Origin of the sequence: Micromonospora sp. NPDC126480 (assembly GCF_040302465.1) — a bacterium.
Taxonomy (GTDB): Bacteria; Actinomycetota; Actinomycetes; order Mycobacteriales; family Micromonosporaceae; genus Micromonospora.
Genome location: NZ_JBEORU010000005.1, coordinates 239,187 through 261,861, shown reverse-complemented (window position 1 = coordinate 261,861; position 22,675 = coordinate 239,187). Strand labels below are relative to the sequence as shown.

The window sequence follows — 22,675 nt, the reverse complement described above, 5'->3', positions numbered from 1 at the left end:
CGGCGCCCGCCGGCCGAAGGCGACCCGGCAGCGGTCACCGGCCGGCGGCGGCGCGCCGGACGAGCTGGCGTGCCTCGTCCCGCCGCACACCCGTGGCCCGCAACAGGTCGTTGGCGACGGTTCGCAGCTGGGACACCACGATCGTGCCGGAGAAGCCGATCTCCTGCCGGCACGCCTCGCCGGCGTGGCGTACCGCCAGCAGCACCCGATCCCGCGCCTGGACCGGCTCCTGCCCGGCCAGGAACTCCCGGTGCAGCAGCCGCACCGCCGCCCCGTACTCCTCGATGGCGGCGGGCAGGTCCGGCGGCACCGGTTCGGTGTCCCGCAGGGCGGTGCTCGCGCGGCGGACCAGGGTCCGGCTGTTCCGGTACGCCCGCTCCATGTGCTTGACCCCGTCGCAGTAGGCGCGCACGACCCGGCGGCGGCGCCACCGCAGCGGAGAGAAGCGGACCACCTCGCCGGCGGCGTTCGCCGCCTCCTTGAGCTGGGTCAGCCTCGACTCCGAGTTGCGCATCTCGTCGAGCAGGGCCTCCGCCCGGCGGGCGTCGCCGCCGGCGAGGGCCTCGGCGCAGACGGTCATCTGGCGGGCGAACAGGTCCAGGGCGGAGCCGGCGACCCGACGGATGGTGCGCAGCGGGTTCAGTGGCGCCAGGATCAGCATCACGAACAGCCCCACCAGGCCGCCGATCAGGGCGTTGATCGCCCGGGGAAGCTCCAGGTCGGGATTGGCCGGGGTGAGCGTCGCCACCAGCACCGCCGTGGCGCCGGCCTGGGTCATCAGCAGGCCGGTACCCCGGGCGGCGGCCGCGCCCGTGACCGCCAGGAAGACGATCAACCCGGTCTGCCACGCCCCGGTGCCGATCAGGGCGATCAGCGCGTCGCCGGCCGCGATCCCGACGCCGATGCCCAGCAGCAGCTCGACCGTCCGCACGGCCCGCCGGGCCAGCGACGCGCCGATCACCGCCACCGCGGCGCCGGGGGCGAACGTCGGCTCCTCGATGCGCAGCAGCTGGTGGGCGATCACCCAGGCGAGCGCCGCGGCGAGCCCGGCCTGCACGCCGATGATCAGGTAGGTCCGGAAGCGCCGCAGGCTGGCCCGGCCGGTGCGCCGGAGCCGGGCCCGCAGCCGGCGCACCGGGGCGGCCCGGCCGTCACCCGCGACGTCGGACGGCATGGCGGCGGTTACCCGGACCGGCACCCGTCACACGCGGTCACGCGGGGTACGCGAGCGTGGCGGTCACCGCCACCGCCACCACCCCCGGCAGCCGGGTGTCCTGGCGGAGGAACTGCACGACCACCGGCACCGGCGAGCGCAGCACGCACCCGTACGGCCGGTCGAGGCGGACCGCCTCCGGATCGATCAGGTCGTTGACGCGGACGTGCCGGATCCGCCGGGCGCCGACCCGGATCCGGTACGGGCCGACCGGATCGGCGTCCTCGTAGTAGAAGTCAAGCGTCAGCTCCGCGTCCCGGTCGGCGGCGTTCAGCACGCAGAGCTGGTCGAACCCGGTGAACTCCGGCTCCCGGCCGTGGCTGGGGAACGGTGCCGGTGACCAGGCGGACGCCGGTGACCTGGGTACTCAGGTTGCCGAAGCCGAGCCCGGTGCCGTGGGTGCCGGTGGCGGTGGCACCGGCGACCGACTGGTAGTCGACGTCGCCGAGGTTGTCCATCGCCAGGCCGGCGTCGTACAGCCCCTCCCCCAGCACCTTCAGTCTGGTGCCGGCCCAGGCGGTGGCCCGCGCGCCGTCGTCGTGGAGCACGCCGGACATCCGGTCGAGGCTGAGCAGGATCCCGTCGGTGCGCACCAACGGGCTCGACGAGTGGCCCGAACCGACCGGCCGGACCGTGGTGCCGCTGTCCCGTGCGCGCAGGACCAGGTCGCGGACCTCCGCCTCGCTGCCGGGTTCGACCCGCTCGGCCGGGGTGAACGCCAGGCTGCCGGACCAGTTGACGAAGTCCACCGCACCTCCCGAGGCGGCGCATACCCGGCGTACCCGGGCGGAAACCGACCGGAGCATCTCAGCGACGGATTGAACGACCGCGGGGCGCCATTCGTACGTCCGGGTGGAGGAGATGCCATGAAGCGGATGACCCCGATCCTCACGCTGGCGAGCGGGACGGCGCTCGCGGCCGTGCTGTTCACCATGAGCGCCCAGGCGGCCCCGCCGGCGCCGGCGGGGGCGGGCGCGGGAGCCGCCGCGCCGGCACCGGCCGGCCCGGAGGCGACCCCGGAGGAGACCCCGGAGGCGGCGGCGTCGCCGACCGGCGACGCCCCGACGCCGGGTGCCCAGCCGGGTGCCCCGGCACCGCCGCCCTCCGCGCCGGCCGCGTCACCCGCCCCGGGAGCCGCCGCGGTGGACGGCACGTGGACCGGCCGGCTGGACGGGGGCGCCACGATCGCGCTGACCGTCCGCCAGGGCCGGGCCGTGGCGTACGTGTGCGACGGCCGGAGCCTGGAGATCTGGCTGCGGGGCCGGGTCACCGGCACGAAGCTGGAGCTGAGCGGCGCCGACGGTGCCCAGCTGACCGGCACCATCGACGGCGACCGGGTCAGCGGCGAGGTCCGCGTCGACGACAAGCGGCGGGCGTTCACCGCCACCGCGACCGGCGGCACCTCCCCGGCGCTCTACCGGGCCACCGCCGCCGACAAGCGCGTCGACGGCGGTTGGATCGTGCTGGCTGACGGGACGCAGGTCGGGGTGGTGACGTGGAACGGGAAGCCGGTCGCGGCGCCGCCGCTGGACCCGGCCTTCTGGACCACGATCGTCAAGGGCGTCACGGTCACCGCCGTGCCGGTCGTGCCCGGGCCGGAGGCCGGTGCGTGATGGCGGAGCACCGCCAGGGCGGTACGCACGCCCTGCCCGACCTGGACGACGAGCCGGACGTCCAGGTGCTGCCGGACCCGTTCGCCGACCCGCCCGCCGCCGGCCCGCGTGCGTCGATCGTCCTGCCGCTGCTGGTGGGGGCGGCGGTCGCGGTGGCGCTCGGCGCCTACGGGCGCACGCACACGCCGACCGGCATCGCGGTCAACGTGGCGGGGTTCTCCGGGCCGCAGACGGTGAAGGTGTGGCTCGGCAGCGGTGCGGCGTTCTTCGCGGTGGTGCAGCTGCTGTCGGCGCTGGCCATGTGGGGGCGGCTCGGCCCGGTCCCGCCCGCCCTGGCCGGTTTCGCGCACCGCTGGTCGGGGCGGGTCGCGTTCCTGCTGGCCGTGCCGGTCGCCGTGCACTGCCTGTACGCGCTCGGCTTCGCCGACCACGACCTGCGGACGCTCACCCACTCGGCGGCCGGCTGCTTCTTCTTCGGGGCGTTCACCACCAAGATGCTGGCGCTGCCGCGCCGGGGCCTGGCCGGCTGGGTGCTGCCGGTGGTCGGCGGGGTGGTCTTCACCGTGCTGATGCTGGTCTGGCTGACCTCGTCGGTCTGGTACTTCACCACGTTCGGGTTCCAGCGGTGACGCGGACCCCATCCGGAAGGGACATCGGGATGACCGACGAAGCGGGCGCGGCGTCGCGCCGGGCGGTGCTGGCCGGCACGGGGGCGGCCGGCATCACCGTCCTGGCCGGCTGCCAGACGTACGGGGCGACCGCGGAGCCGGCGCCGGTCGCCCCACCGGCGGCCGCACCGAGCGGGTCGGCCGGCGCACCGGGGGCTTCCGCCGGTGCGGAGGCGGCCGGGCCGGCCCTGGCCCGGCTGGCGGACATCCCGGTCGGCGGAGGGCGGATCTTCCCGGATCAGGGGGTGGTGCTCACCCAGCCCGCGGCGGGCACCGTCAAGGCGTTCTCCGCGACGTGCACACATCAGGGCTGCACGGTCACCTCGGTCGACGACGGCGTCATCGTGTGCGCCTGCCACAACAGCCGTTTCGACATCGCCGACGGCTCGGTCCGCGGCGGCCCGGCCCCCCAACCACTCCCACCCACCGCGATAACGATCGACAACGACGAGATCCGCCTCCCCTGACCCTCCCCCTTCCGGCGCTCGGTCTGCCTCGGTCGCCCCTTTCGCCGGGGCAGAAAAGCGCAGGATCGGCGAGGTGAGAAGGCCGGGGGTGGGGTGGGTCAGGCCGGGTCGGCGCGGCCCAGGCGCCAGTAGCCCATGAACGCGACCGCCCGCCGGTCCAGGCCGCACTCGCCGACGAGGTGGCGGCGCACCGTGCGGATGACGCCGGCCTCGCCGGCCAGCCACGCGTAGAGCGGCACCGGGGCCGCCGGCGTCGGTACCTCCCACAGGATCTCGGCGTCGACGTCGACCTCGGCGACCGGCTCCGCGCTGCCGTCGGCCGGGCCGGTCGTGCCCGCGAGCAGCTCCGCCGCCGCGGCCGAGACAGCCGGCACCAGCCGGGCGCCGTACGCCTGCCCGTCCCGGGCCAGCCAGGTCACCGCCATTCCGGGCGGCGCCGCCACCGGCAGCACGTCGTCGGTCTCCGGCACCTCCAGCAGCACCCGCCCTCGGGCGGTCAGCGGGAGCCGGTCCAGGATGGCGCAGATCGCCGGCACCGCCGTCTCGTCGCCGGCCAGCAGGAGGTCACCGGCGGCCGGCGGGCGGAACTCGACCCCGCCGTGGTCGCCCGTGTAGCCGGCGTCCGGGCCGAGGATCGCGATCGCGTCGCCGGGCCGGACCCGGCGGGCCCAGCGGGTCGCCGGGCCGCCGTCGCCGTGCAGGACCAGGTCGACGTCCACCTCGGACAGCTCGGGGCGGACGGCCCGCACGGTGTACGTCCGGATCGGGTTCCGCTCGTGCTCGGGCAGTGCCCGCCAGCGGGCGTACCAGTCGGGCCCCTCGGGCAGCCGCGCACCGCGCTCGCCGGGCAGCGGGAAGGCCAGCTTGACGCGCTGGTCGTACCCGTTGTCGGCGAACCGGTCCAGGTCCGGGCCGGTGAACGTGACCCGCACGAACGACGGGCTGAGCCGGCGTACGCTCCGGACCTCGACGGTGAACAGCCGCCACGGTGCGACGGGCAGGGTCTGGGTCATGGTGCCTCCTGGATCGGGCGCTACCGGGCGGGGGTCGCGGTGGCGCGGGAACGCCACAGCAGCCAGACGAAGTACGGGGTGCCGATGATGGCCGTGACCAGCCCCGCCGGGACCTGGGCGGGCGCGATGACCGTCCGGCCGAGGGTGTCGGCGACGCTGACCAGGACGGCCCCGAGCAGCGCGGCGACGGGGAGCACCCGGGCGTGCCGGCCGCCCACGAGGGCGCGGGCGGCGTGCGGGGCGACCAGGCCGACGAAACCGATCACGCCGACGGCGGAGACCGCCGTGGAGGTGAGCAGCGCCGCCGCGCCGAGCGCCACCAGCCGGGTGCGTTCCAGCCGCACGCCTAGGACCCGGGGCGTGTCGTCGTCGAGGGCGAGCAGGTCCAGCTCCCGGCGGGCGGCCACGACGGCCGGGGTGAGCACCAGCAGGGCGATGGCCACCGGCAGCACCTGGGTGGCGGTGCGGCCGTAGGTGGAGCCGGAGAGCCAGGTGAGTGCCTTGCCGGTGTTCCACGGGTCGAACGCGACGATCAGGAACGTGATCACCGCCATGCCGCCGTGCCAGGCGCCGAAGCCGATGAGGACCAGCCGGTCGGAGCTGAGCCCGCCGCGCCAGGCCGCGCCGTAGACCAGCGCGAAGGCGAGGATCGCGCCGACGCCGGCCACCCCGGAGACGGCCCAGACCCCGGCCAGCGGCACGAAGGTGAGCAGCCCGACCGCGCCCAGTCCCGCGCCGGCGGTGATGCCGAGGATGCCCGGCTCGGCGAGCGGGTTGCGGCAGACCGCCTGCACGGTGGTGCCGGCGACCGCGAGGGCCGCGCCGGCGAGCGCCGCGGCGGCGACCCGCGGCCACCGCTGGTCCAGCACGAAGGTGTACGCCGGCCCGGTCCGCCCCTGCAGCCAGTTCACGACGTCGCCGAGCAGCAGCCACGTGTCCCCGGCGAGCATGCCGGCGGTCACCGCGGCGACGGCGGCGACCGCTGCCACCACGACGACGGTCCGGTGGAAGGCACCGGAGCGGACGGCGGCGTGGCCGCCGGGCGGGCGGCGGGTGGGGCCGGCGTCGCGGTGCCGGCGGGCGAGCCAGATGAGGATCGCCGCGCCGAACAGCGTGGTCACCACACCGGTGGGGATGTCGACGCCGGCCTGGGCGCCCATGACGGCGCGCAGCAGCACGTCGGAGCCGAGGACGATGACCATGCCGGCGATGCCCGACAGCGGCAGCAGCACGCGGTGCCGGTGCACGCCGGGCACAAGCCGCCCGAGCAGCCGGACGATGACCGGCGCGCACAGGCCGACGAAGCCGACCGGGCCGGTCAGGGTCACCGCCGCGGCGGACAGCAGCACGGCGAGCACCACCACGATCAGCCGGGTACGCCGCACGTCGAGCCCGAGGACGGTCGCCGTGTCGTCGCCGAGGGCGAGGATGTCCAGGCGGTGGCCGAGCAGCAGCAGCGCGCCGACGGCGACGGCGATGACCGGGGCGAGCTGGGTCAGCGCGACCAGGTCGCTCTGCACGAGCGAGCCGTTGCCCCACGCGAACAGCCCGATCGTGCCCTGTTCGAAGAGGAGCATCAGCAGCGTCGTCAGCGAGTTGAGGGCGAGCGCGGTGGCCGAGCCGGCGAGGATGAGCCGGGTGGTGCCGGCCTGCCCGCCCGCGGACATCGCCAGCACGAGCGCGGCGGCGGCCAGGCCGCCGCCGAAGGCGAGCGCGCCGGCCGGCAGGGCGGGCAGCGCGATGCCGAACGCGGCGACGCTGACGATCGCCAGGTGGGCGCCCGCGTTGACGGCGAGGGTGTCCGGCGAGGCGAGCGGGTTGCGGGCGACCGACTGCAGCGCGGCGCCGGCGAAGCCCAGCGCCAGGCCGATGGCGAGCCCGGCGAGCAGCCGGGGCACCCGGGAGGCGACCAGCACCCTGGCCGCCTCGTCGTCGCCGCCGGTGACCAGGCGCAGCAGGTCGAGGGCGCCGACGGTGGAGGTGCCCTGGGTGAGGTGCACCGCGGTGATCGCGAGCAGCAGCAGCGTCGCGGCGGCGAAGGCTCCGGTGACCCGCGGAGCCGAGATCCGCGCGGCCGGAGCCGGCCGGACGGCCGACTCCGGGCGCGGGGGCGCGGTCAGCTGGGTCACACCGTGTAGGTCTTCACGAGCTGGTCGATGTACTGCTTGCCGGAGAGCGGGCCGCCGAAGGTCCAGATCCCGTCCGGCATCCGGTGCAGGTTGCCCTTCTGCACGAACGGCAGGGACTTCCAGATGGCGTTGCCGGCCAGGCCGTCGGCGAAGACGTCGGTGCCGTCCGAGGCGTTGTAGAAGAAGTGCAGGTTCGGGTCCTTGAGGACGGTCAGCCCCTCGACGTCCGTCTGGCCCAGGCCCCACACCTCGTCGGTCTTGCCGGTCCAGGCGTTGGTGAGGCCGAGCTGGATGCCGATCTGGGAGACCAGCGCGCCCTGGCCGAACATGCGGATGCTGACCGTGCTGCCCTCCTTCCAGCCGTCGGCGATGGCGAACGGCCGGCCGGCCGCACCGGCGTCGGCGATCTTCTTCCTGCCGTCGGCGAGGGCGGCGTCGAAGTCGGCGAGCAGCTTCTCCGCCTCGGCGGTCTTGCCGACCGCGGTGGCGATCATGTTCAGGTCCGACCGCATCCGGCCCAGGTTGTCCGCCGCGTCGCTGCCCTTGGTCACGAGGACCGGGACGTACTTCTCCAGTTGGGCGACGAGGGCGCCGCCCCGGTCGTCCTCCATGACGACCAGGTCGGGCTGGAGGGCGACGATGGAGTCGACGCTCGGTTCGGCCCGGGTGCCGACGTCCTTCACCGACGGGTCAAGCTTGGCGGCGGTGACCCAGGTGCCGTAGCCCTTGGTGTCGGCGACGCCGACCGGCATGACGCCGAGACCGACGAGCATCTCGACCTCGCCCCACTCCAGGCCGACGACCTTGGTCGCCGGGGTCGTGAAGGTGACGGCCTTGCCGCGGCTGTCGGTGACGGTGACCGGCCCGCCGGTGGCGGAGGCGGAGGCCGCCGGGGCGCCGGTGTCCTCGGTGGTGCCGCAGGCGCTGAGCAGTAGGGCGGCCGCGGCGGCGACCGCCGCGGTGACACGGATTCGGATCATGGGGATCTTTCTCGGGTAGTGACGGATTCAGCCGGGCACCCGGCTGGTGTGCCGGCCGACCGGTCGGGTGGAGAGGAGGCCGGTCACCGGGTCCGGGACGACCTCGACCCGGATGCCGTACGCGGCGGTGAGCGCCTCCTCGGTGAGCACGTCGCGGGGGGCGCCGGTGGCGCGGACCCGCCCGGCGTGCAGCAGGACCACCTCGTCGGCCACGGCGGCGGCCTGGTTGAGGTCGTGCAGGACCACGCCGACCGCGACACCGTGCTCGTCGGCGAGGTCCCGGACCAGGTCGAGGATCTCCACCTGGTACCGCAGGTCGAGGAACGTGGTGGGTTCGTCGAGCAGCAGCACCGGGGTGTCCTGGGCCAGGCAGGTGGCGAGCCACACCCGCTGCAGTTCGCCGCCGGAGAGTTCGTCCACCGGCCGGTCGGCCATCGCGGCGACGCCGGTGACGGCCATGGCCCGGGCGATCGCGGCGGGGCCCTCCGGGTCGTCGGCCCGCCAGCGGCCCCGGTAGGGGTGGCGCCCGTAGCCCACCACGTCGCGGACGGTGACGCCGCTGGGCACCGGCCGGCTCTGGGCGAGCAGGGTGACGCGGCGGGCGAACTCCCGGGCGGGCAGGCCGGCGGCGTCGCCGCCGTCGGCGAGCAGCACCTGGCCGTCGCCGACCGGGTGCAGCCGGGCCAGGGCCCGCAGCAGGGTGGACTTGCCGCTGCCGTTGGGCCCGACGAGGGCCGTCACGGTGCCCGCCCGCAGCGCGATCGACGCCCCGTGCACGACGGTCGCGCCGTGGTAACCCAGGCTGAGTCCCACCCCGCGAAGGGGCGGACCGGCGGCACTCGGCGGCACTGCACTCGACATGACGGTTAGGTTAGCCTTACCTGATCGGGTGTCAAGACGCGGGGGGCCGCACGGTCCGAACGTCCGACGCCGGCCGTCCACTCCGCCACCTCTGCGCTCCCGGGGGCGGGGCAGGGCTTCAACCCGCACCGCCGCGGCGGTAGCGTGGCGCCACATCGTCGCCCGTGGGGCGTGTTCTCCCCGGCGTGGCGCTCGCGATCGTACGGAGGCTGCAGCATGTCCCACGGCGACGAGCCGTTCGCGGACCGCGACGAGAACGTGTCGCGGCCGAACTTCGACCTCGCCTTGCGCGGCTACGACCGGCGGCAGGTCGACCGGCACCTCGACGAGCTCGACGGCGAGCTGGCACGGGCGGTGGCCGAGCGCGACGAGGCGCACGCCCGGGTCGGCACGCTCACCGCCCGGGCCGAGCATCTGGAGGCGGAGCTCGCCGAGCTGCGCGAACGGCCGGCGCGCGTCGACCGGGCCGCGTTCCGTGACCTGGGCCCGATGGTCGAGCAGATCCTGGCGCTCGCCGAGCGGCAGGCCGAGATGATCGGTGAGGCCGCCGGCCAGCGCGCGGCCGAGCTGGAGGCGGAGGCGGAGCGGGCGCTCGCCGACGCCCGGGAGCACGCGACGCGGACGGTGCGCGAGTTCGAGGAGGAGCTGGCCGCCCGGCGCGCCGAGCAGGAGAAGGTTGACGAGGAGCGGCGCGACGCCGCCCAGGCCGAGCTGGCTGAGATCCGCACCGCCGCCGAGCAGCTACGGGAGGCCGGCGAGGCCGCCCACGAGCGGGCCCGGCAGGAGGCCAGCCGGATCGAGGAGCAGAGCACCCAGCGGGTCGAGCAGGCCCGGGCGGAGGCCGAGGCGTTCCTGACCTCCGCCCGGACCCAGATCCAGCAGGAGGTTCAGGCGGCCCGCACCCGGACGCAGGAGGAACTGGGGCGCTGGCAGTCCACCGTGGAGCGGGAACTCAACGACAAGCGCACCGCCGCCGAGCAGGAGCTGACCGAGCAGCGCGCGACGGTCGAGCGGGAGCTGACCGCCCAGCGCACCGCCGCCGAGCAGGAGATCGCGGCGCTCATCGCCGAGGCCCAGGAGTACGCCACGAAGGTGCGGCAGCGCGCCGACGAGCAGGCGACCACCCACCAGCAGCAGCTCACCACGGTGCAGCAGGAGATCCGGGAACGGCGGGAGACGCTCACTCGGCTGCAGTCCGAGCTGGACACCGTCCAGCAGCAGCTCACCCAGGTGCGCCAGGACGGCGAGTCGACCGAGCAGGAACTGCTCAAGCTGCGCCAGCGGCTCGCCACGACCCGCCGGGAGCTGACCGACGAGCTGCACCGGCTGGAGGAGGCACGGCGCGCGGCGGACTCCGCCGAGAAGCACGCGAAGGAGGTACGCGCGCGGGTCAAGCGCGAGGCGAAGCGGGTGGCCGACCTGGCCGCGGCGGCGGTGCTGGCGGCCGCCACCGGTGGCGCCGAGACGGCGGAGTACCCGCAGGTGACGCCGCGTGCCTCGGCCGATCCCGCGCCCGCCGGCACCGGGAACGTGACGGAACTCGACGCGTCCGCCCACTCCGGCGCGCACCGGGCACCCGAGCTCTCCGACGGCGGCCCCGCCGCGCCGACCGAGCAGGCGTCCACCCCCGACCCCTCGACCGCCGAGTCCCCCGACCCGAAGGAGCCCGCTACCGCCGTCGGCTGACCCCCGGCAACCCGGCCGGCCCTGCGTCGCCGGGTCAGCCGGGGCGGGTCAGCTCGTCGTAGTCGGCGGCGGTGAGTGGCGCCTGCGACAGCGACCCGTCGGCGCGGGGCACCTCCAGGGGCTGGCCGTCGCGCAGGAACGACACCGAGTCGACCTCGGCGCGGGCGGTGAGCGTGCACACGATCTGGCCGAAGGCGAGCACCTCGTCGCTGCGGCCGGTCTCCTCGCGGGCCTCGGGCACATCCACCTCGGCCCGCGTACCGGCGAGGCGCACGCCCGCGACGGTGACCGCGCCCGGCAGCGCGCTGGTCAGGCCGTCGTCCCGCTCGGACTGGCTCGGACCGGCGAGCAGGTGCTCCAGGTGCTCGTCCACCGGCGGCGAGGTGTCGAGGCGGCGGACCACCGGTACGAGGCGGTCGTTCCGGACGAAGCAGAGGACCTCGTCGAACCGCCCGGACGGGGCGGAGGTGGCGGTGCCCGGCGTGGGGAACGGGCCGGGCGGCACCTCCACCGCACGTGGCGCGTCGTCGGTGGGGACACCGCAACCGGCCAGCAGCACGGCGAGCAGGGCGGCCACCGCCGCGCGGCCGTTCACTCCACGCTCCCGGGCAGCTCGACCCGGAAGCGGGCCCCGCCACCGGGCCGGTCGCCGGCCGTGGCCCGGCCGCCGTGTGCGGTGGCGTGCTGCGCGACCAGGGCCAGCCCGAGGCCGGTGCCGTCGGTACCCGCGCGGGCATGGGCGGCGCGACCGCGGACGAACCGGTCGAAGATGATCTCGCGGTCGTCCACCGGGACGCCGGGCCCCTCGTCGTCCACCTCGACGATCGCGGTGGCGCCGGCGGCCGACAGGCGCACCGCGACGGGTCCGCCGCCGTAGCGGGTGGCGTTCTCCAGCAGGTTGACCAGCACCTGCTCGATACGCCGCCGGTCCACCCGCCAGTCCGCCGGCGTGCCGGGCTCGACCCGGACCAGGTCCTCCGACAGCCCGTGGGCGCGGCACACCTCGCGGGCGAGGGACCCCACGTCCACCGACTCGCGCTGGGCCGGCTGGTCGGTGCGGGCCAGTTCGATGAGGTCGTTGACCAACTGCTGGAAGCGGTCGATCTCGGCGGCCACCAGTCCCGCCGCGGTGGCGGTCCGCTCGTCGTGGTGGTCGCGCCGGCGGGCCAGGACGCTGGTCGCGGCGGAGAGCGTCTGCAGCGGCGAACGCAGCTCGTGGCTCACGTCGGCGGCGAAGCGGCGGTCCCGTTCGATGCGCCGGGCCAACTGGTCGACCATGTCGTTGAAGGAGGTCGACAGGCGGGTCAGGTCGGGGTCCGTGGCCGGGGTCAGGCGGGTGGTGAAGTCGCCGGCCGCGATCCGCTCGGCGGCGTCCGCGACGGCGGTCAGCGGGCGCAGGCTGTGCCGGGTGGCGTACCAGCCGAAGGCCGCGCCGGCGCCGGCCACCATGATCGCCACCGCGGTCAGCGCCAGCGCGAGGACCTGGAAGGTCTCCTCCAGCTCGCGCAGCGAGGTCAGCTCGTAGTAGCTCGCGCCGTCGGGCAGGGGCACCCCGACCAGCAGGGTGGGCTGCCCGGCCAGCCGGACCCGCTGCACCGCCGGCTGACCGGCGCGGACGCGTTGCTGCAGCGCGTTCGGCACGCGGGTCGACGTGGTCTCGGCGGTCCGCGCGTACCAGTGGCCGTCGAGGTAGAGCAGGGGTCGGCGGGCGGTGCCGGTGTCCAGCGACCGCAGCACCTCCCGCACATCGGGCTGGTCGGTGTCCAGCCCCGTGCTGACCACCGCCGCGTCGAAGTACGCCGCCCGCACCGCGGTGCGCTCCCGCTCGTCGAGCAGGGTGCGCCGGGTCAGGTCGTAGGAGATCAGCGCCATCGACGACGCCAGCAGCGCCGCGCCGACGGCGAACCCGGCGGTCACCCGCGCGCGGAGCCCGAGCCGCCTGATCATCGCTGGAGCTTGTAGCCGAGGCCGCGCAGCGTGACCAGGTGCCGCGGGTTGCCCGGTTCCGCCTCGATCTTCTGCCGCAGCCGGCCGACGTGCACGTCGACCAGGCGTTCGTCGCCGCTGTCGTATCCCCAGACCCGCTGGAGCAGCTGCTGCCGGGACAGCACCCGGCCGGCGTGTTCGGCCAGCTCGCAGAGCAGCCGGAACTCGGTCCGGGTCAGCGCCACCGGCTGTCCGCCGCGGCGCACCTCCCCCGCGTCCGGGCTGATCTCCAGGTCGCCGATGACCTGTACGGCCACCGGGGCGGCGATGCTGCGGGCGCGGCGGCGCAGCGCCCGCAGCCGCGCGGACAGTTCCTTGATCGCGACCGGCTTGACCACGTAGTCGTCGGCCCCGGCCTCGAGCGCGGCGACGATGTCGTGGGTGTCGTCGCGGGCGCTGACCACCACGATGGGGACGTCGTCGTCGCGGCGCAACTGGCGGATTCCCTCGAAACCGTCGATACCCGGCAACATCAGATCGAACAGGACGTAGTCGGCCGGATCCGACCGCTGCATCCGCAGCCCCTCCTCCGCGGTGGCCGCGCCCCGTGCGGTGTACCCCTCCTCCTCCAGGGCGAGCAGCAGTGCCAGCCGGATGCGGTCGTCATCCTCGATCACCAGTACGGCCGTCATAACGGCATCATCCCCGGCGGCGCCGCCACCGCCCAGTTCCGGGGTCTCGCCGACGGATTTGTCATGTGACTGTCATACAACCGCACCGGCCGCTACAAGACCCACTTGGAAGGTGAGAGGCGTGCTGGGACGACCGTGGTGGGAGGGAGGGCAGGAATGACCGGAGCACAGCCCGTGCCGCCCGAGTGCCCGGTGCGGCGGGTGGAGATCGGCATCACCGACGACCTGCACCTGGCGGGCGTGTCGGAGGTCGGGCTCCTGTTCGACCGCGTCCTGGCGCTGGAACCGGACGAGGTGGTCGTCGACCTGTCCGCCTGCCGGCACATCGACGCCGCCGCCATCGGCCTGCTGCTCGACGTGCACCGGCGCCTGACCCGACGCCGGGCCGTGCTCACGTTGCGGGACCCGAGTCCCCGGATCCGGAGCATCCTGCAGACCGCGCGGGTGGACGGCGTGCTGCCGATCGTCACAAGCGATACGACCGGGACGACGTCGACACCCCGACGCCCCATGTCCGCCGTCGTCTCCGCCGTCCACGGCCGTGCGCGCGTCGTGGCACCGCCGCTGGCCTGAGAGGAGGCGGATTGACCGGCAACGCCCTCGTCCACGCCCTCGCCGTCGGCGTCGTCGTCGGCGTGCTCGGGCGGCTCGTCCTGCCCGGACGCGCCGCCGCACCGGTGTGGCTCACCGTGGCCGTGGGCCTCGGCGCCGCCCTGCTCGGCACCATCACCGCCCGGCTCGTCGGCGTCGACGTCGCCGCGCCCAGCGTGCTGCGGCTGGTCGTACAGGTCAGCTTCGCCGCCACTGCCGTCGTGCTCGCGGTGGCCACGGCGGCCCGCGCGCCGCACCCGTCGGAGCGCGGCGGCACCCGGTGGCGGCCCGCGGCCGACCCGACCTCCGTGCCGGCGGACCAGGAAGGGAACCCACGATGACCGTCGTGCCGGACGACAACATGATGACCCTGATCTGCGACGGTTGCGGCGAGACGGCCGTGAGCACGGCCGTCGTGCTGCCCGACGCCGAGGTGGTCTGGACGCTCGTGTCCGAGCATGGCTGGAGCGGTTCGCCGTTCGCCACCGGCCCGCACCGGTGCCCCCGGTGCACGCCCCTGCCCGTCACCGGCCGGACGGCCGGCGCGAGCCCCCTCGTCGTCGACGACCTCGACGACGTCGGCGAACCCGTCCCGCACGGCGGCGACCCCGACGCCGACCCGCTGCGCATCGCGCTGGCGCAGGCGACGGAGCAGGACGGTCGCGTTGTCGTCGACCTCTCCGCCGTCGAGCACATCGACTCCGCCGGTCTCGGGCTGCTGGTCCGCGCCCGCCAGGAGGCGCGCCAGCGCGGCGCGGAGCTGTGTCTGTACGCCCCCTCCCGGTTCGTGCTGACCGTGCTGCACACGATGCGCCTCGACGCCGCGTTCCCCGTCGTCGCCGCCGCCCGGCACGACGCGCCCGCCCAGCCCGAGGTGCTCGTGTAAGGGGCGGCCACCACGCCGTCGCCGGCGCCCACCCGCGTTCCCCCGCCGCCCCCTCCGGAGATGAGGACACCCGAATGGTCATGCCCTGGCCCCTGCCCGAGAACGACCCCTTCCACCCGGCCTGGGAGCCGCCCGCACCGGACGACGAGGACACCCGGCTCGCCGCGATGACCGCGCAGCGGCTCAGCACCGACTGGACGACGCGCCGCCAGCAGATCACGGTGACCGTGCAGAACCGGGTGGTCATCCTCGCCGGCACGGTGAGCGACTCCGACGCCCGCCAGGTCGCGGGTGAGCTGGCATGGGACATCCCGGGCGTCACCGACGTGTGCAACACGCTGCGCGTGGCACAGCGCGGGCGTCACCACCGCTGACGCAGCGGCTGCCCGGCGACCGGGGTCGCCGGGCGGCCGCTGCCCGCGGTGCGCGGTCAGGACGCCGAGCAGGCCAGGTCCGTCGGCGCGGTGCTCGGGCCGCTGGCGGTGAACCCGAACGTGGTGCTCGCGCCGGCGGCGAGGGCACCGTTGTACGGCTCGTTGGTCACCGTGTTGCGACCGCCCGAGGTGGTCAGCCGGCCGTTCCACAGCGAGGCGACGGACGAGCCGCTCGGGTTGGTCCAGGTGACCCGCCAGGAGGTGGTCGGGCTGGTGCCGGTGTTCGTCACCGTCACCTGTCCCTGGTAACCGCCCTGCCACGAGTTGGCCACCGACCACGTCGCCGTGCAGCCGCCGCCCCCACCGTCGCCCGGCGGGGTGGTGACGGTCCGACCGGCCGAGGGTGGTGACACGTTGCCGGCGGCGTCCCGCGCCCGGACGGTGAAGGTGTACGTGCTCTCAGCGGTCAGACCCGTCGCCCGGTACGTGGTGCCGGCGACGGTGGCGACGACCGTGGCCGGGCCACTGCCGGTCGCACGCAGCACCTCGTACCCGGTGACGCCCACGTTGTCGGTGGCGGCGGCCCAGGTCAGGGTGGCCGCCGTGGCGGTCACGTCGCTGGCGGCCGGCTGCCCCGGGGCGGTCGGCGCGACGGTGTCGCCGCCGTCTCCGCCGCTGTAACGCTCGGCGAGGCTGAGGCCGGTGGTGGAGCCGGCGCCCCCGAGCCGGACCTGGTGGTCGAGGCCGACGAACTTCCCGTTGTGCTGCCAGAGCGCCGGCTTGAGGATCTGGTTGTACTTCGTCTCGTCCCAGCTGGTCCAGTCGTCGCGCAGCAGGCCCCCGGTGTCGCCGGAGTTCGGGTTCAAGCACCAGAACGTGTGGTGGATCCCGTACTCCTTCATCATGTCGCGCAGCGCGCCCATCCACTTGTCCTGCCGGGCGTCCTGGCCGAGACGCCCGCCCCACTCGCCCACCAGCAGCGGCGCGGTGCCGTTCTCGTGGATGTAGAGCCAGTTCGGCCGCCACACGTCGTTGATCAGGGACTCCTTGTCGAAGTCCTTCTGGAACCAGGGCTGCTCGTAGACGAGCGGCCCGTAGTCGTGCGGCGAGTAGACCAGCTGGTCCTGGTGGGCGCCAAGGTTGACCGGGTGGTCGGCGACGCCGCGCAGGTTGCCGCCCCACCAGTTGTAGAAGTAGTTGGGGCTCAGGTCCGGGTCGGTGTTCGGCGAGTTCCACGTCTCGCCGGGACGCGGGTAGACCTCGATCCCCTCGCACAGGATCAGCAGGTTCGGGTTGATGGCGAGCATCCGCCGGCCGGCGGTCTCGCAGGCGTGCTTGAAGTTGTCCTGGTCGGTGCTGGCGTCCCACTTGGCGCGCGGCGGCTGGTTCGGCGTGCCGTGCGGCTCGTTCTTGACGTCCATCGCGACGATCGTGTCGTTGTTGCGGTAGCGGGTGGTGACCCACTCCCAGCCCTGGTAGAACAGCTCCGGCGTGATGGTGCCCTTCCACCAGACCGGGTAGACGTGGCCGGAGTTGTCGGCCTCGGCGCTGTGCACGTCGAGCATGACCTTCAGGCCGTACTGCTCGCAGAGCTGCAACCAGTGGTCGAAGACCTGCAGGTTGTTCATTCCGGTCAGCTCGGGGTTGACGTAGGTGTTGACGTTCGGCACCACCGTCTGGCCGGCCTTCCACTCCAGCAGCAGCTGGGTGGAGATCGGCACCCGGACGATGTTGATGCCACGCTCGGCCATCTGCCGGGTGACGGTCTTCAGGTTGGCCGACCACAGGCCGTGGAACACCCGTTCGGAGGCGTTGAAGCCGAACCAGTTGACGCCGGTCAACCAGACCTGGTTGCCGGCCTCGTCGACGATCTTGTTGCCGTCGGTGTGCAGCCAGTCGGTGGCGGGCGCGGCTGCGGCGGCTGGGGCGGGAGCGTCGGGCGCGGCGGCCGCCACCGCCGCCGGAGCCGTCAGTGCGACGGCGGCGCAGGCCGCCACGACGACTCCTCGCATACGTGGGCGTACAGGCATGTGCTGTCCTTCGGATGGTGGGGATGTGGCTCGGACCACCGTCCCGGCCCGGCGGCCCGCACCCGTGGGAGCGCTTCCATCGAAGGTTAAGGGTTCGATACCCGCAAGGGAAGGACGCACCACAGCGCGGTTCATCGATATTGATGGACGCCTGCACATGATCCAGACTGTCCGTGACTGCCCTGTGCTCTTGAACGGCGACGGGCAGTATCGGTAAGAATCTTAACTGTCCGCCCCCGCGGGCCCGCCCGCCGGAAATCACCACGAGACCCGCGAGGACGAATGGACGTGCAGATCCTGGGACCGCTCGAGGTCCTCGTCGAGGGCACGGCCGTGCCGCTCGGGGGCCGCCGGAACCAGATGATCCTCGCCGTGCTCGCGGCCGAGGCGAACCGCGTGGTGCCGGTCGACCGCCTGGTCGACGCGGTGTGGGACGAGGCGCCACCGCCGACCGCCCGCAGTCAGGTGCAGATCTGCGTCTCCGCGCTCCGGCGGGCGCTGTCCCGGGCGGGCGCACCGGACGTCATCGCCACCCGCCCGCCCGGGTACCTGGTCCGGATCGGCACCGGCCACCTCGACGCCGACGTCTTCGACGACCTGGTGACGTACGCGCGGGTACTTGTCGAGAACGGCCGCGACGCGGACGCGGCCGTGGAACTGCGGCGGGCCCTCGCGCTCTGGCGCGGGCCGGCGCTGGGCGCCCTGCCCAGCCGGGTGCTGGCGGCCGCCGCCGGGCGGCTGGACGAGCGCCGGCTCACCGCCACCGAGGAGCTGATCCGCGTCGAACTGGCCCTGGGCCGGCACGACGACCTCATCGACGAGCTGACCGCCCTCGTCGCGGAGCACCCCCTGCGGGAACGGCTGCACGGCCACCTGATGCTGGCGCTCTACCGGGCGGGCCGGCAGGCCGAGGCGCTGCGGGCGTACCGGCACGCGCGGACCCTGCTGGTCGAGGAGCTGGGCATCGAGCCGGGGGCCGAGCTGCGCCGGCTGGAGAAGGCGATCCTGGTCGGCGCGCCCGAGCTGGACCCGCCCGCCCGCTCCCCGAATCCGGCGGCGCCGGCCCGCGCCGCGCCGCGGCCGGCCGCGCCGTGCCTGCTCCCGGCCGCCATCGCCGACTTCACCGGGCGGCGGGACGAGACCCGCCGGCTCGTCGCCCGCCTCGCCGAGGTCACCACCACCGCCGCTCCCGTGGTGGTCGTGACCGGCGCGCCGGGGACCGGCAAGACGGCCACCGCCGTGCACGTCGCACACCGCGTCCGCGGCGCCTTCCCCGACGGGCAGCTCTACGCCCACCTGGCCGGCTCCGGCCCCGCCCCCACGGCTCCCGGCGAGATCCTCGTACGGTTCCTGCGCGCGCTGGGGATGAGCGGGAACGCGATACCGGACGGCGTCGAGGAGCGCGCCGAGCTGTTCCGCAGCCACCTCGCCGACCGGCGGGTCCTGGTGGTGCTCGACGACGTCGGCGACGAGTCCCAGGTGCCGCCGCTGCTGCCGGGCAGCGTCAGCTGCCGGGTCCTGGTCACCAGCCGGTCCCGGCTGCCCGGGCTGCCCGGCGCCGACCGGGTCGAGGTCGGCGCGCTGGACCGGGAGTCCGCGGTGGAACTGCTCGGCCGCATCGCCGGCCCGGAACGGGTACGGGAGGAGACCGGCCCGGCGCTGACGATCGCCGAACTCTGCGGCGGCCTGGCCCTGGCGCTGCGCATCGCCGGGGCACGGTTGGCCGCCCGCCCGCACTGGCGCCTCGCCCGGCTGGCGGACCGGCTCGCTGACGAGACCCAGCGCCTCGACGAGCTGGAGCACGGCGAGCTGGGCATCCGGGCCAGCCTGTCGTTCAGTTACGACGCCCTGCGGGAACGGGACCGGCAGATGCTGCTGCGGCTCGTCCTGCTCGACGTGCCCGAGGTGACCGCGTGGATGGGCGGGGCCCTGGCCGACACCGACCCGGCCGCGGCCGAGGAGTCGCTGGAGCGGCTGGTGGACGCGCAGTTGCTGGAGGGCATCGTGGACGACGGCGGGCCCAGCCGGTACCGGGTGCCCGAGCTGGTGCGGGTCTTCGCCCGGCAGCGCTCCGCCGTCGCCGACGCCCCGGCCGAGGTCGACGCCGCCCGGCGGCGGTTCCTCGGCATGCTGCTGCACCTGACCGACGAGGCGCACCGCCGCGAGTACGGCGGCGACTTCACCGTCCTGCACGGTCCCGCCGAGCGCCGGCCGCTCCCGCCGGAGCAGGTCGACCGGCTGCTGGCCCGGCCCGTCGACTGGCTGGACACGGAGCGGATGACGCTTGTCGCGGCCGTCCGGCAGAGCGCCGCGCTCGGCTGGTCGGCGTACTGCTGGGACCTGGCCCTCGGCGCGGTGACCCTCTTCGAGGCCCGCGCGCACTTCGACCTCTGGCAGGAGACCGCCGGGCTGGCGCTGGCCTGCGCCACGGCGGCCGGCGACGCCCGGGGCGAGGCCGCCATGCACTACTCGGCCGGCACCCTCCTGCTGTTCCAGCGCCGAATGGACTGCGCGGCCGACCGGCTGGAGGCCGCCCGGGCCGGCTTCGAACGCTGCGCTGACGGACACGGGCTGGCGCTCGTGCTGCGCAACCTCGCGCACGTCGACCGGCTCGCCGACCGCCCCGAACGGGCCCGCCGCCGGTACGCCGCGGCCCTCGACGGGTTGCGCGCGGCCGGTGACCTCGTCGGTCAGGCGCACGTCCTGCAGAACCTCGCCAGCCTCGCCCTGGAGGCCGGGCAGCCCGACCGGGCACGGGCCCTGCTGGACGAGTCGCTCGCGCACTGCCGCCGCGCCGGAGCGCACCGGGTCGAGGCGCAGGTCCTGCACCGGCTCGGGGACGTGGCACTGCACGAGGACGACGCCGCCCGCGCGGTGGAGGCGTACGCGGCGGTGCTGCGGTCGGTGCGGCACGTCGGCGACCGCATCGGCGAGATGTACGCGCTGCTCGGCCTGGGCCGGGCCGCCGCCCGGCTGGACCAGCACGACACCGCGTCGGCACGACTGTCCGAGGCGCTGCACCTCGCGCGGGAGGTCGGCGAACGGTTCGTCGAGGGGAAGGCGCTGCACGCGCTGGCCGACCTGGATGTCGCCCGGGGACGCACCGACCTCGCGGTGGGTCGGCTGGCCGAGGCCGCCACCATCTTCGAGGCCATCTCCGCCACGCGGTGGCGGGCGCGGGTCCTCGCCGCGCTCGCCACCGCCCGGCAGGCCGCGACCGCCCCCGGCGGCCGCGCGCCGGTTCACCGGAGCGACACCCACACCTCCTGGAGCCGGTGGTCGGAGAGCCGCTCGGCCGAGCGCAGGTCGTAACGGTGCACCTCGACCGGACCCCGGGTGAGGGTCCAGTCGACCCGCCAGAAGGGCAGCGGCCGGTCCAGCACACTGTCCCAGTCGAAGCCGGTGGGGCTGTCGAACTTCCAGGTCAGCGGGAGCAGGTCGCGGCTGGCCCGGGTGGCGTCGTCGGTCAGGTCCCGCAACCGGTCCATGTTTCCCATCGCCGAGGTGGAGTTGAAGTCACCGGAGATCAGCGCCGGGTGCGGGTTGGCCGCCACATCCGCCTCGAGGCCACGGATCTCCTCCTGCCGCCAGTCGAACTTGCGCCGGTAGTACCGGTCGAAGTCGAAGTCGGAGAAGAAACTGAGGTCGACCGCCGTCTGCACGGTGATGTGCACGTTGTACGCGCTGAGCACCCGGTCGCCCACCCGCAGGTCGGTCCGCAGCACCTTGGCCCGGTCGAAAACCCGCTTGAACGGGGTGCCCGGATCGGCGGCGAGTGCCACGTCCGGCCCGACCGGCGGCTGGGCCACGATCGGATACCGGGACAGCGTGAGCAGCTCCCCCCGGCGGGCGATGTGGTGATCCGGGAACTCCCGGCGGAGCCGGTCGTCGTCGGCCAGCGGGTGGTAGCCGGCCTCCCCGGTGCCCGGGATCCAGATCACGTGCTCCTGCAGCAGGTAGACGTCGGCGTTCTGGCGCTTGAGGTACGCGTAGAGCGCCTCGGTGTCGTCCCACTGGTCCCAGTACTGGGTGTTCCAGGACACCACGTGCAGCGCCCCCGCCGGCACCGGCCGGTCCCCCGGACGCAGGGCGTGCCAGTTCAGGCCGCTCTGGTCGACGCCGAGCGCCACCCCGGCCAGGGCCAGCAGCGCCGCCCACCGCCGGACCCGGCCCGCGGCGCCCGCCGCCGCGAGCAGCACGAGCCCGGGCAGCCCGAGCAGCGCGACCGGCGGCACCGCGTCGAGCAGCAGCGACCAGTGCCAGTGTCCGCTGACCGCGCGGCGCAGCAGCGCGTACGCGAGCCAGAGCGCGGCCCCGGCGAGCACCAGGACGCCGTACACCTGCCGGGCCCGGGCGGCGCCGCGCCGCCACCAGGGTCGCGGCGCCGCCGCCACGACGGCGGCCGCCGGCTCCTCGGGCCGGATGGGCGCGAGCGTCGTCATCGGCCCGCCTCCCCCGCCGCCGCGGCCGGGACCGGCGACGGCCCGCCCGGTGGCGTGGTCACGGCGACCGCCGCGGGCGGCCCCGCCGCCCGGCCCGCCGGCACCCGGTACAGCCGGCGGAACCGGGGGCTCGCCGCCCACTGGAGCAGACCGACCGCCAGGCCGGCGGTGACCGCGGTGTGCACCGCCAGGTGCGCCAGCGTGAAGAAGGCCAGGAACGCCCAGCCGCGCTCCCGGCGGACGAACCGGTACTGCCCGGCGTCGGCCGCGACGCTGCCGGCCAGCGCGGCCAGCGGCAACGCCGCCGCCGCGGGGTGGACGGCCGCCAGTGGCAGGGCCGCGACGGCGGCCGCGCCGAGCAGGGCCGCGACCGCCCGCCCACCGGTCTCCATGCCCTGCATGGCCCGGCCCCGGTCCAGGTAGAACGGCACCCGCAGCCGGCTGCGCACGAACGCCTTGCGCAGCAGCGGACGCAGCCGGCTCTCGTCGCTGAGCCGCCCCCGGATGCGGGACGTGAGCAGCATCGGGTGCCGGCGGGACAACCGCTCGGCATGGTCGATCTCCTCGGTCTGGCGCAGCGCCGGGTTGAACCAGCCGGCCTCCTCGAAGGCGCTGCGCCGGACCGCCCCCAGGGCGTAGAACCCACCGCTGACCAGGCCCTCGGCGCTCCTGCGCCAGTAGTGGTACTGGAGGATGCGGTACTGGCCGACGAGGGTCTCCGGGAACAGCGGCTCGGCGTCCGGCACGCCGAAGACCGCGCCGTAGCCGGCCGGCTCGGCGAGCAGCGCCACCGCCTCGGCGACCGCGTCGGGATGCAGGGTCAGGTCGGCGTCCAGGAAGAAGATCACTTCGCCCCGGGCGTGCGCCACCCCCAGGTTGCGGGCGGCGCCGGGGCCACCGTTACGGGCCGCGCGGACCAGGGTGCAGGGGTGCCGGGCGGCCCGCGCCGCGCTGTCGTCGGTGCTGGCGTCGTCGACGACGACCACCTCGACCGGCCGGTACCGCTGGGCGGCCACCGACCGCAGGCAGAGATCGATCGTACGGCTGTCGTTGTACATCGGGACGACCACCGACACGAGTGGTACGAACGTCATCGGGCAACTT

At 75.0% G+C, this 22,675-nt stretch carries 22 protein-coding genes; 9 read left to right on the top strand and 13 right to left on the bottom strand.

The window, feature by feature from the left end; all coding sequences use genetic code 11:
• Positions 1–34: 34 nt before the first annotated feature.
• From ABTW87_RS07285 to ABTW87_RS07275, 3 genes are read right to left on the bottom strand one after another with little or no spacing between them, the layout of a single operon-like run.
• Positions 35–1,198, bottom strand: a complete 1,164-nt coding sequence (locus ABTW87_RS07285; protein ID WP_350649410.1) for an FUSC family protein — start codon at positions 1,196–1,198, stop codon at positions 35–37.
• A 13-nt stretch (positions 1,199–1,211) separates the two neighbouring features.
• Positions 1,212–1,490 (bottom strand): sensory rhodopsin transducer, encoded by a 279-nt coding sequence (locus ABTW87_RS07280; RefSeq protein WP_350649409.1) that lies wholly within the window; start codon positions 1,488–1,490, stop codon positions 1,212–1,214.
• Positions 1,450–1,962 carry an FAD-binding protein gene (locus ABTW87_RS07275; RefSeq protein WP_350649408.1) on the bottom strand — a complete coding sequence of 171 codons (513 nt, stop codon included), beginning with the start codon at positions 1,960–1,962 and terminating at the stop codon, positions 1,450–1,452. The genes ABTW87_RS07280 and ABTW87_RS07275 overlap by 41 nt, the downstream gene beginning before the upstream one ends.
• Positions 1,963–2,079: 117 nt before the next feature.
• Between ABTW87_RS07275 and ABTW87_RS07270 the strand changes: the two genes are divergently transcribed.
• Genes ABTW87_RS07270 through ABTW87_RS07260 form a run of 3 tightly spaced genes read left to right on the top strand, consistent with a single transcriptional unit; the run spans position 2,080 to position 3,961 of the window.
• Positions 2,080–2,826: a hypothetical protein gene (locus ABTW87_RS07270; RefSeq protein WP_350649406.1), complete on the top strand. Its 747-nt coding sequence runs from the start codon at positions 2,080–2,082 to the stop codon at positions 2,824–2,826.
• Positions 2,826–3,455 (top strand): DUF6529 family protein, encoded by a 630-nt coding sequence (locus tag ABTW87_RS07265; RefSeq protein ID WP_350649405.1) that lies wholly within the window; start codon positions 2,826–2,828, stop codon positions 3,453–3,455. Before ABTW87_RS07270 ends, ABTW87_RS07265 begins: the two co-directional genes overlap by 1 nt.
• Before the next feature lie 29 nt (positions 3,456–3,484).
• Positions 3,485–3,961 carry a Rieske (2Fe-2S) protein gene (locus tag ABTW87_RS07260; protein ID WP_350649404.1) on the top strand — a complete coding sequence of 159 codons (477 nt, stop codon included), beginning with the start codon at positions 3,485–3,487 and terminating at the stop codon, positions 3,959–3,961.
• A 98-nt stretch (positions 3,962–4,059) separates the two neighbouring features.
• Here the strand turns inward: ABTW87_RS07260 and ABTW87_RS07255 are convergent, their stop codons facing one another.
• Genes ABTW87_RS07255 through ABTW87_RS07240 form a run of 4 tightly spaced genes read right to left on the bottom strand, consistent with a single transcriptional unit; the run spans position 4,060 to position 8,944 of the window.
• Positions 4,060–4,974, bottom strand: a complete 915-nt coding sequence (locus ABTW87_RS07255; RefSeq protein ID WP_350649403.1) for a siderophore-interacting protein — start codon at positions 4,972–4,974, stop codon at positions 4,060–4,062.
• Positions 4,975–4,994: 20 nt separating this feature from the next.
• Positions 4,995–7,094, bottom strand: a complete 2,100-nt coding sequence (locus ABTW87_RS07250; protein WP_502891540.1) for an iron ABC transporter permease — start codon at positions 7,092–7,094, stop codon at positions 4,995–4,997.
• 5 nt (positions 7,095–7,099) lie between these two features.
• A complete protein-coding gene (locus tag ABTW87_RS07245; RefSeq protein ID WP_350649400.1) occupies positions 7,100–8,083 on the bottom strand; it encodes an ABC transporter substrate-binding protein in 984 nt (327 codons plus the stop codon).
• Positions 8,084–8,110: 27 nt separating this feature from the next.
• Positions 8,111–8,944: an ABC transporter ATP-binding protein gene (locus tag ABTW87_RS07240; protein ID WP_350649399.1), complete on the bottom strand. Its 834-nt coding sequence runs from the start codon at positions 8,942–8,944 to the stop codon at positions 8,111–8,113.
• Between the two features lie 216 nt (positions 8,945–9,160).
• On the opposite strand from ABTW87_RS07240, the gene ABTW87_RS07235 reads away from it, so the two are divergent.
• Positions 9,161–10,630 (top strand): coiled-coil domain-containing protein, encoded by a 1,470-nt coding sequence (locus tag ABTW87_RS07235; protein WP_350649397.1) that lies wholly within the window; start codon positions 9,161–9,163, stop codon positions 10,628–10,630.
• 34 nt (positions 10,631–10,664) lie between these two features.
• On the opposite strand, the gene ABTW87_RS07230 is transcribed toward ABTW87_RS07235, so the two are convergent.
• From ABTW87_RS07230 to ABTW87_RS07220, 3 genes are read right to left on the bottom strand one after another with little or no spacing between them, the layout of a single operon-like run.
• Entirely contained in the window at positions 10,665–11,225 is a 561-nt protein-coding gene (locus ABTW87_RS07230) for a GerMN domain-containing protein (RefSeq protein WP_350649395.1), read from the bottom strand.
• Positions 11,222–12,574: a sensor histidine kinase gene (locus ABTW87_RS07225; RefSeq protein ID WP_350649469.1), complete on the bottom strand. Its 1,353-nt coding sequence runs from the start codon at positions 12,572–12,574 to the stop codon at positions 11,222–11,224. Before ABTW87_RS07225 ends, ABTW87_RS07230 begins: the two co-directional genes overlap by 4 nt.
• On the bottom strand, positions 12,574–13,248 hold the full coding sequence (locus tag ABTW87_RS07220) for a response regulator transcription factor (protein WP_350649393.1): 675 nt from the start codon (positions 13,246–13,248) through the stop codon (positions 12,574–12,576). The genes ABTW87_RS07225 and ABTW87_RS07220 overlap by 1 nt, the downstream gene beginning before the upstream one ends.
• A gap of 156 nt (positions 13,249–13,404) precedes the next feature.
• Here ABTW87_RS07220 and ABTW87_RS07215 point away from each other — a divergent pair, with 156 nt between their 5' ends.
• The 4 genes from ABTW87_RS07215 to ABTW87_RS07200 all read left to right on the top strand — a co-directional run bounded on the left by ABTW87_RS07215 (position 13,405) and on the right by ABTW87_RS07200 (position 15,099).
• Complete coding sequence (locus ABTW87_RS07215; RefSeq protein WP_350649392.1) at positions 13,405–13,821, top strand: STAS domain-containing protein; 417 nt, start codon at positions 13,405–13,407, stop codon at positions 13,819–13,821.
• An 11-nt stretch (positions 13,822–13,832) separates the two neighbouring features.
• Entirely contained in the window at positions 13,833–14,180 is a 348-nt protein-coding gene (locus tag ABTW87_RS07210) for a hypothetical protein (protein WP_350649390.1), read from the top strand.
• A complete protein-coding gene (locus ABTW87_RS07205) occupies positions 14,177–14,725 on the top strand; it encodes an STAS domain-containing protein (RefSeq protein WP_350649388.1) in 549 nt (182 codons plus the stop codon). The genes ABTW87_RS07210 and ABTW87_RS07205 overlap by 4 nt, the downstream gene beginning before the upstream one ends.
• Before the next feature lie 74 nt (positions 14,726–14,799).
• The gene (locus ABTW87_RS07200) at positions 14,800–15,099 is read left to right on the top strand and encodes a BON domain-containing protein (protein ID WP_350649386.1); all 300 of its coding nucleotides are present in this window, start codon (positions 14,800–14,802) and stop codon (positions 15,097–15,099) included.
• A 56-nt stretch (positions 15,100–15,155) separates the two neighbouring features.
• On the opposite strand, the gene ABTW87_RS07195 is transcribed toward ABTW87_RS07200, so the two are convergent.
• A complete protein-coding gene (locus ABTW87_RS07195; RefSeq protein ID WP_350649384.1) occupies positions 15,156–17,129 on the bottom strand; it encodes a cellulase family glycosylhydrolase in 1,974 nt (657 codons plus the stop codon).
• A gap of 288 nt (positions 17,130–17,417) precedes the next feature.
• Between ABTW87_RS07195 and ABTW87_RS07190 the strand changes: the two genes are divergently transcribed.
• Complete coding sequence (locus ABTW87_RS07190; protein WP_350649382.1) at positions 17,418–20,441, top strand: AfsR/SARP family transcriptional regulator; 3,024 nt, start codon at positions 17,418–17,420, stop codon at positions 20,439–20,441.
• On the opposite strand, the gene ABTW87_RS07185 is transcribed toward ABTW87_RS07190, so the two are convergent.
• On the bottom strand, positions 20,372–21,571 hold the full coding sequence (locus ABTW87_RS07185) for an endonuclease/exonuclease/phosphatase family protein (RefSeq protein WP_350649380.1): 1,200 nt from the start codon (positions 21,569–21,571) through the stop codon (positions 20,372–20,374). The genes ABTW87_RS07190 and ABTW87_RS07185 overlap by 70 nt on opposite strands.
• On the bottom strand, positions 21,568–22,665 hold the full coding sequence (locus ABTW87_RS07180) for a glycosyltransferase family 2 protein (protein ID WP_350649378.1): 1,098 nt from the start codon (positions 22,663–22,665) through the stop codon (positions 21,568–21,570). Before ABTW87_RS07180 ends, ABTW87_RS07185 begins: the two co-directional genes overlap by 4 nt.
• Positions 22,666–22,675: the final 10 nt, after the last annotated feature.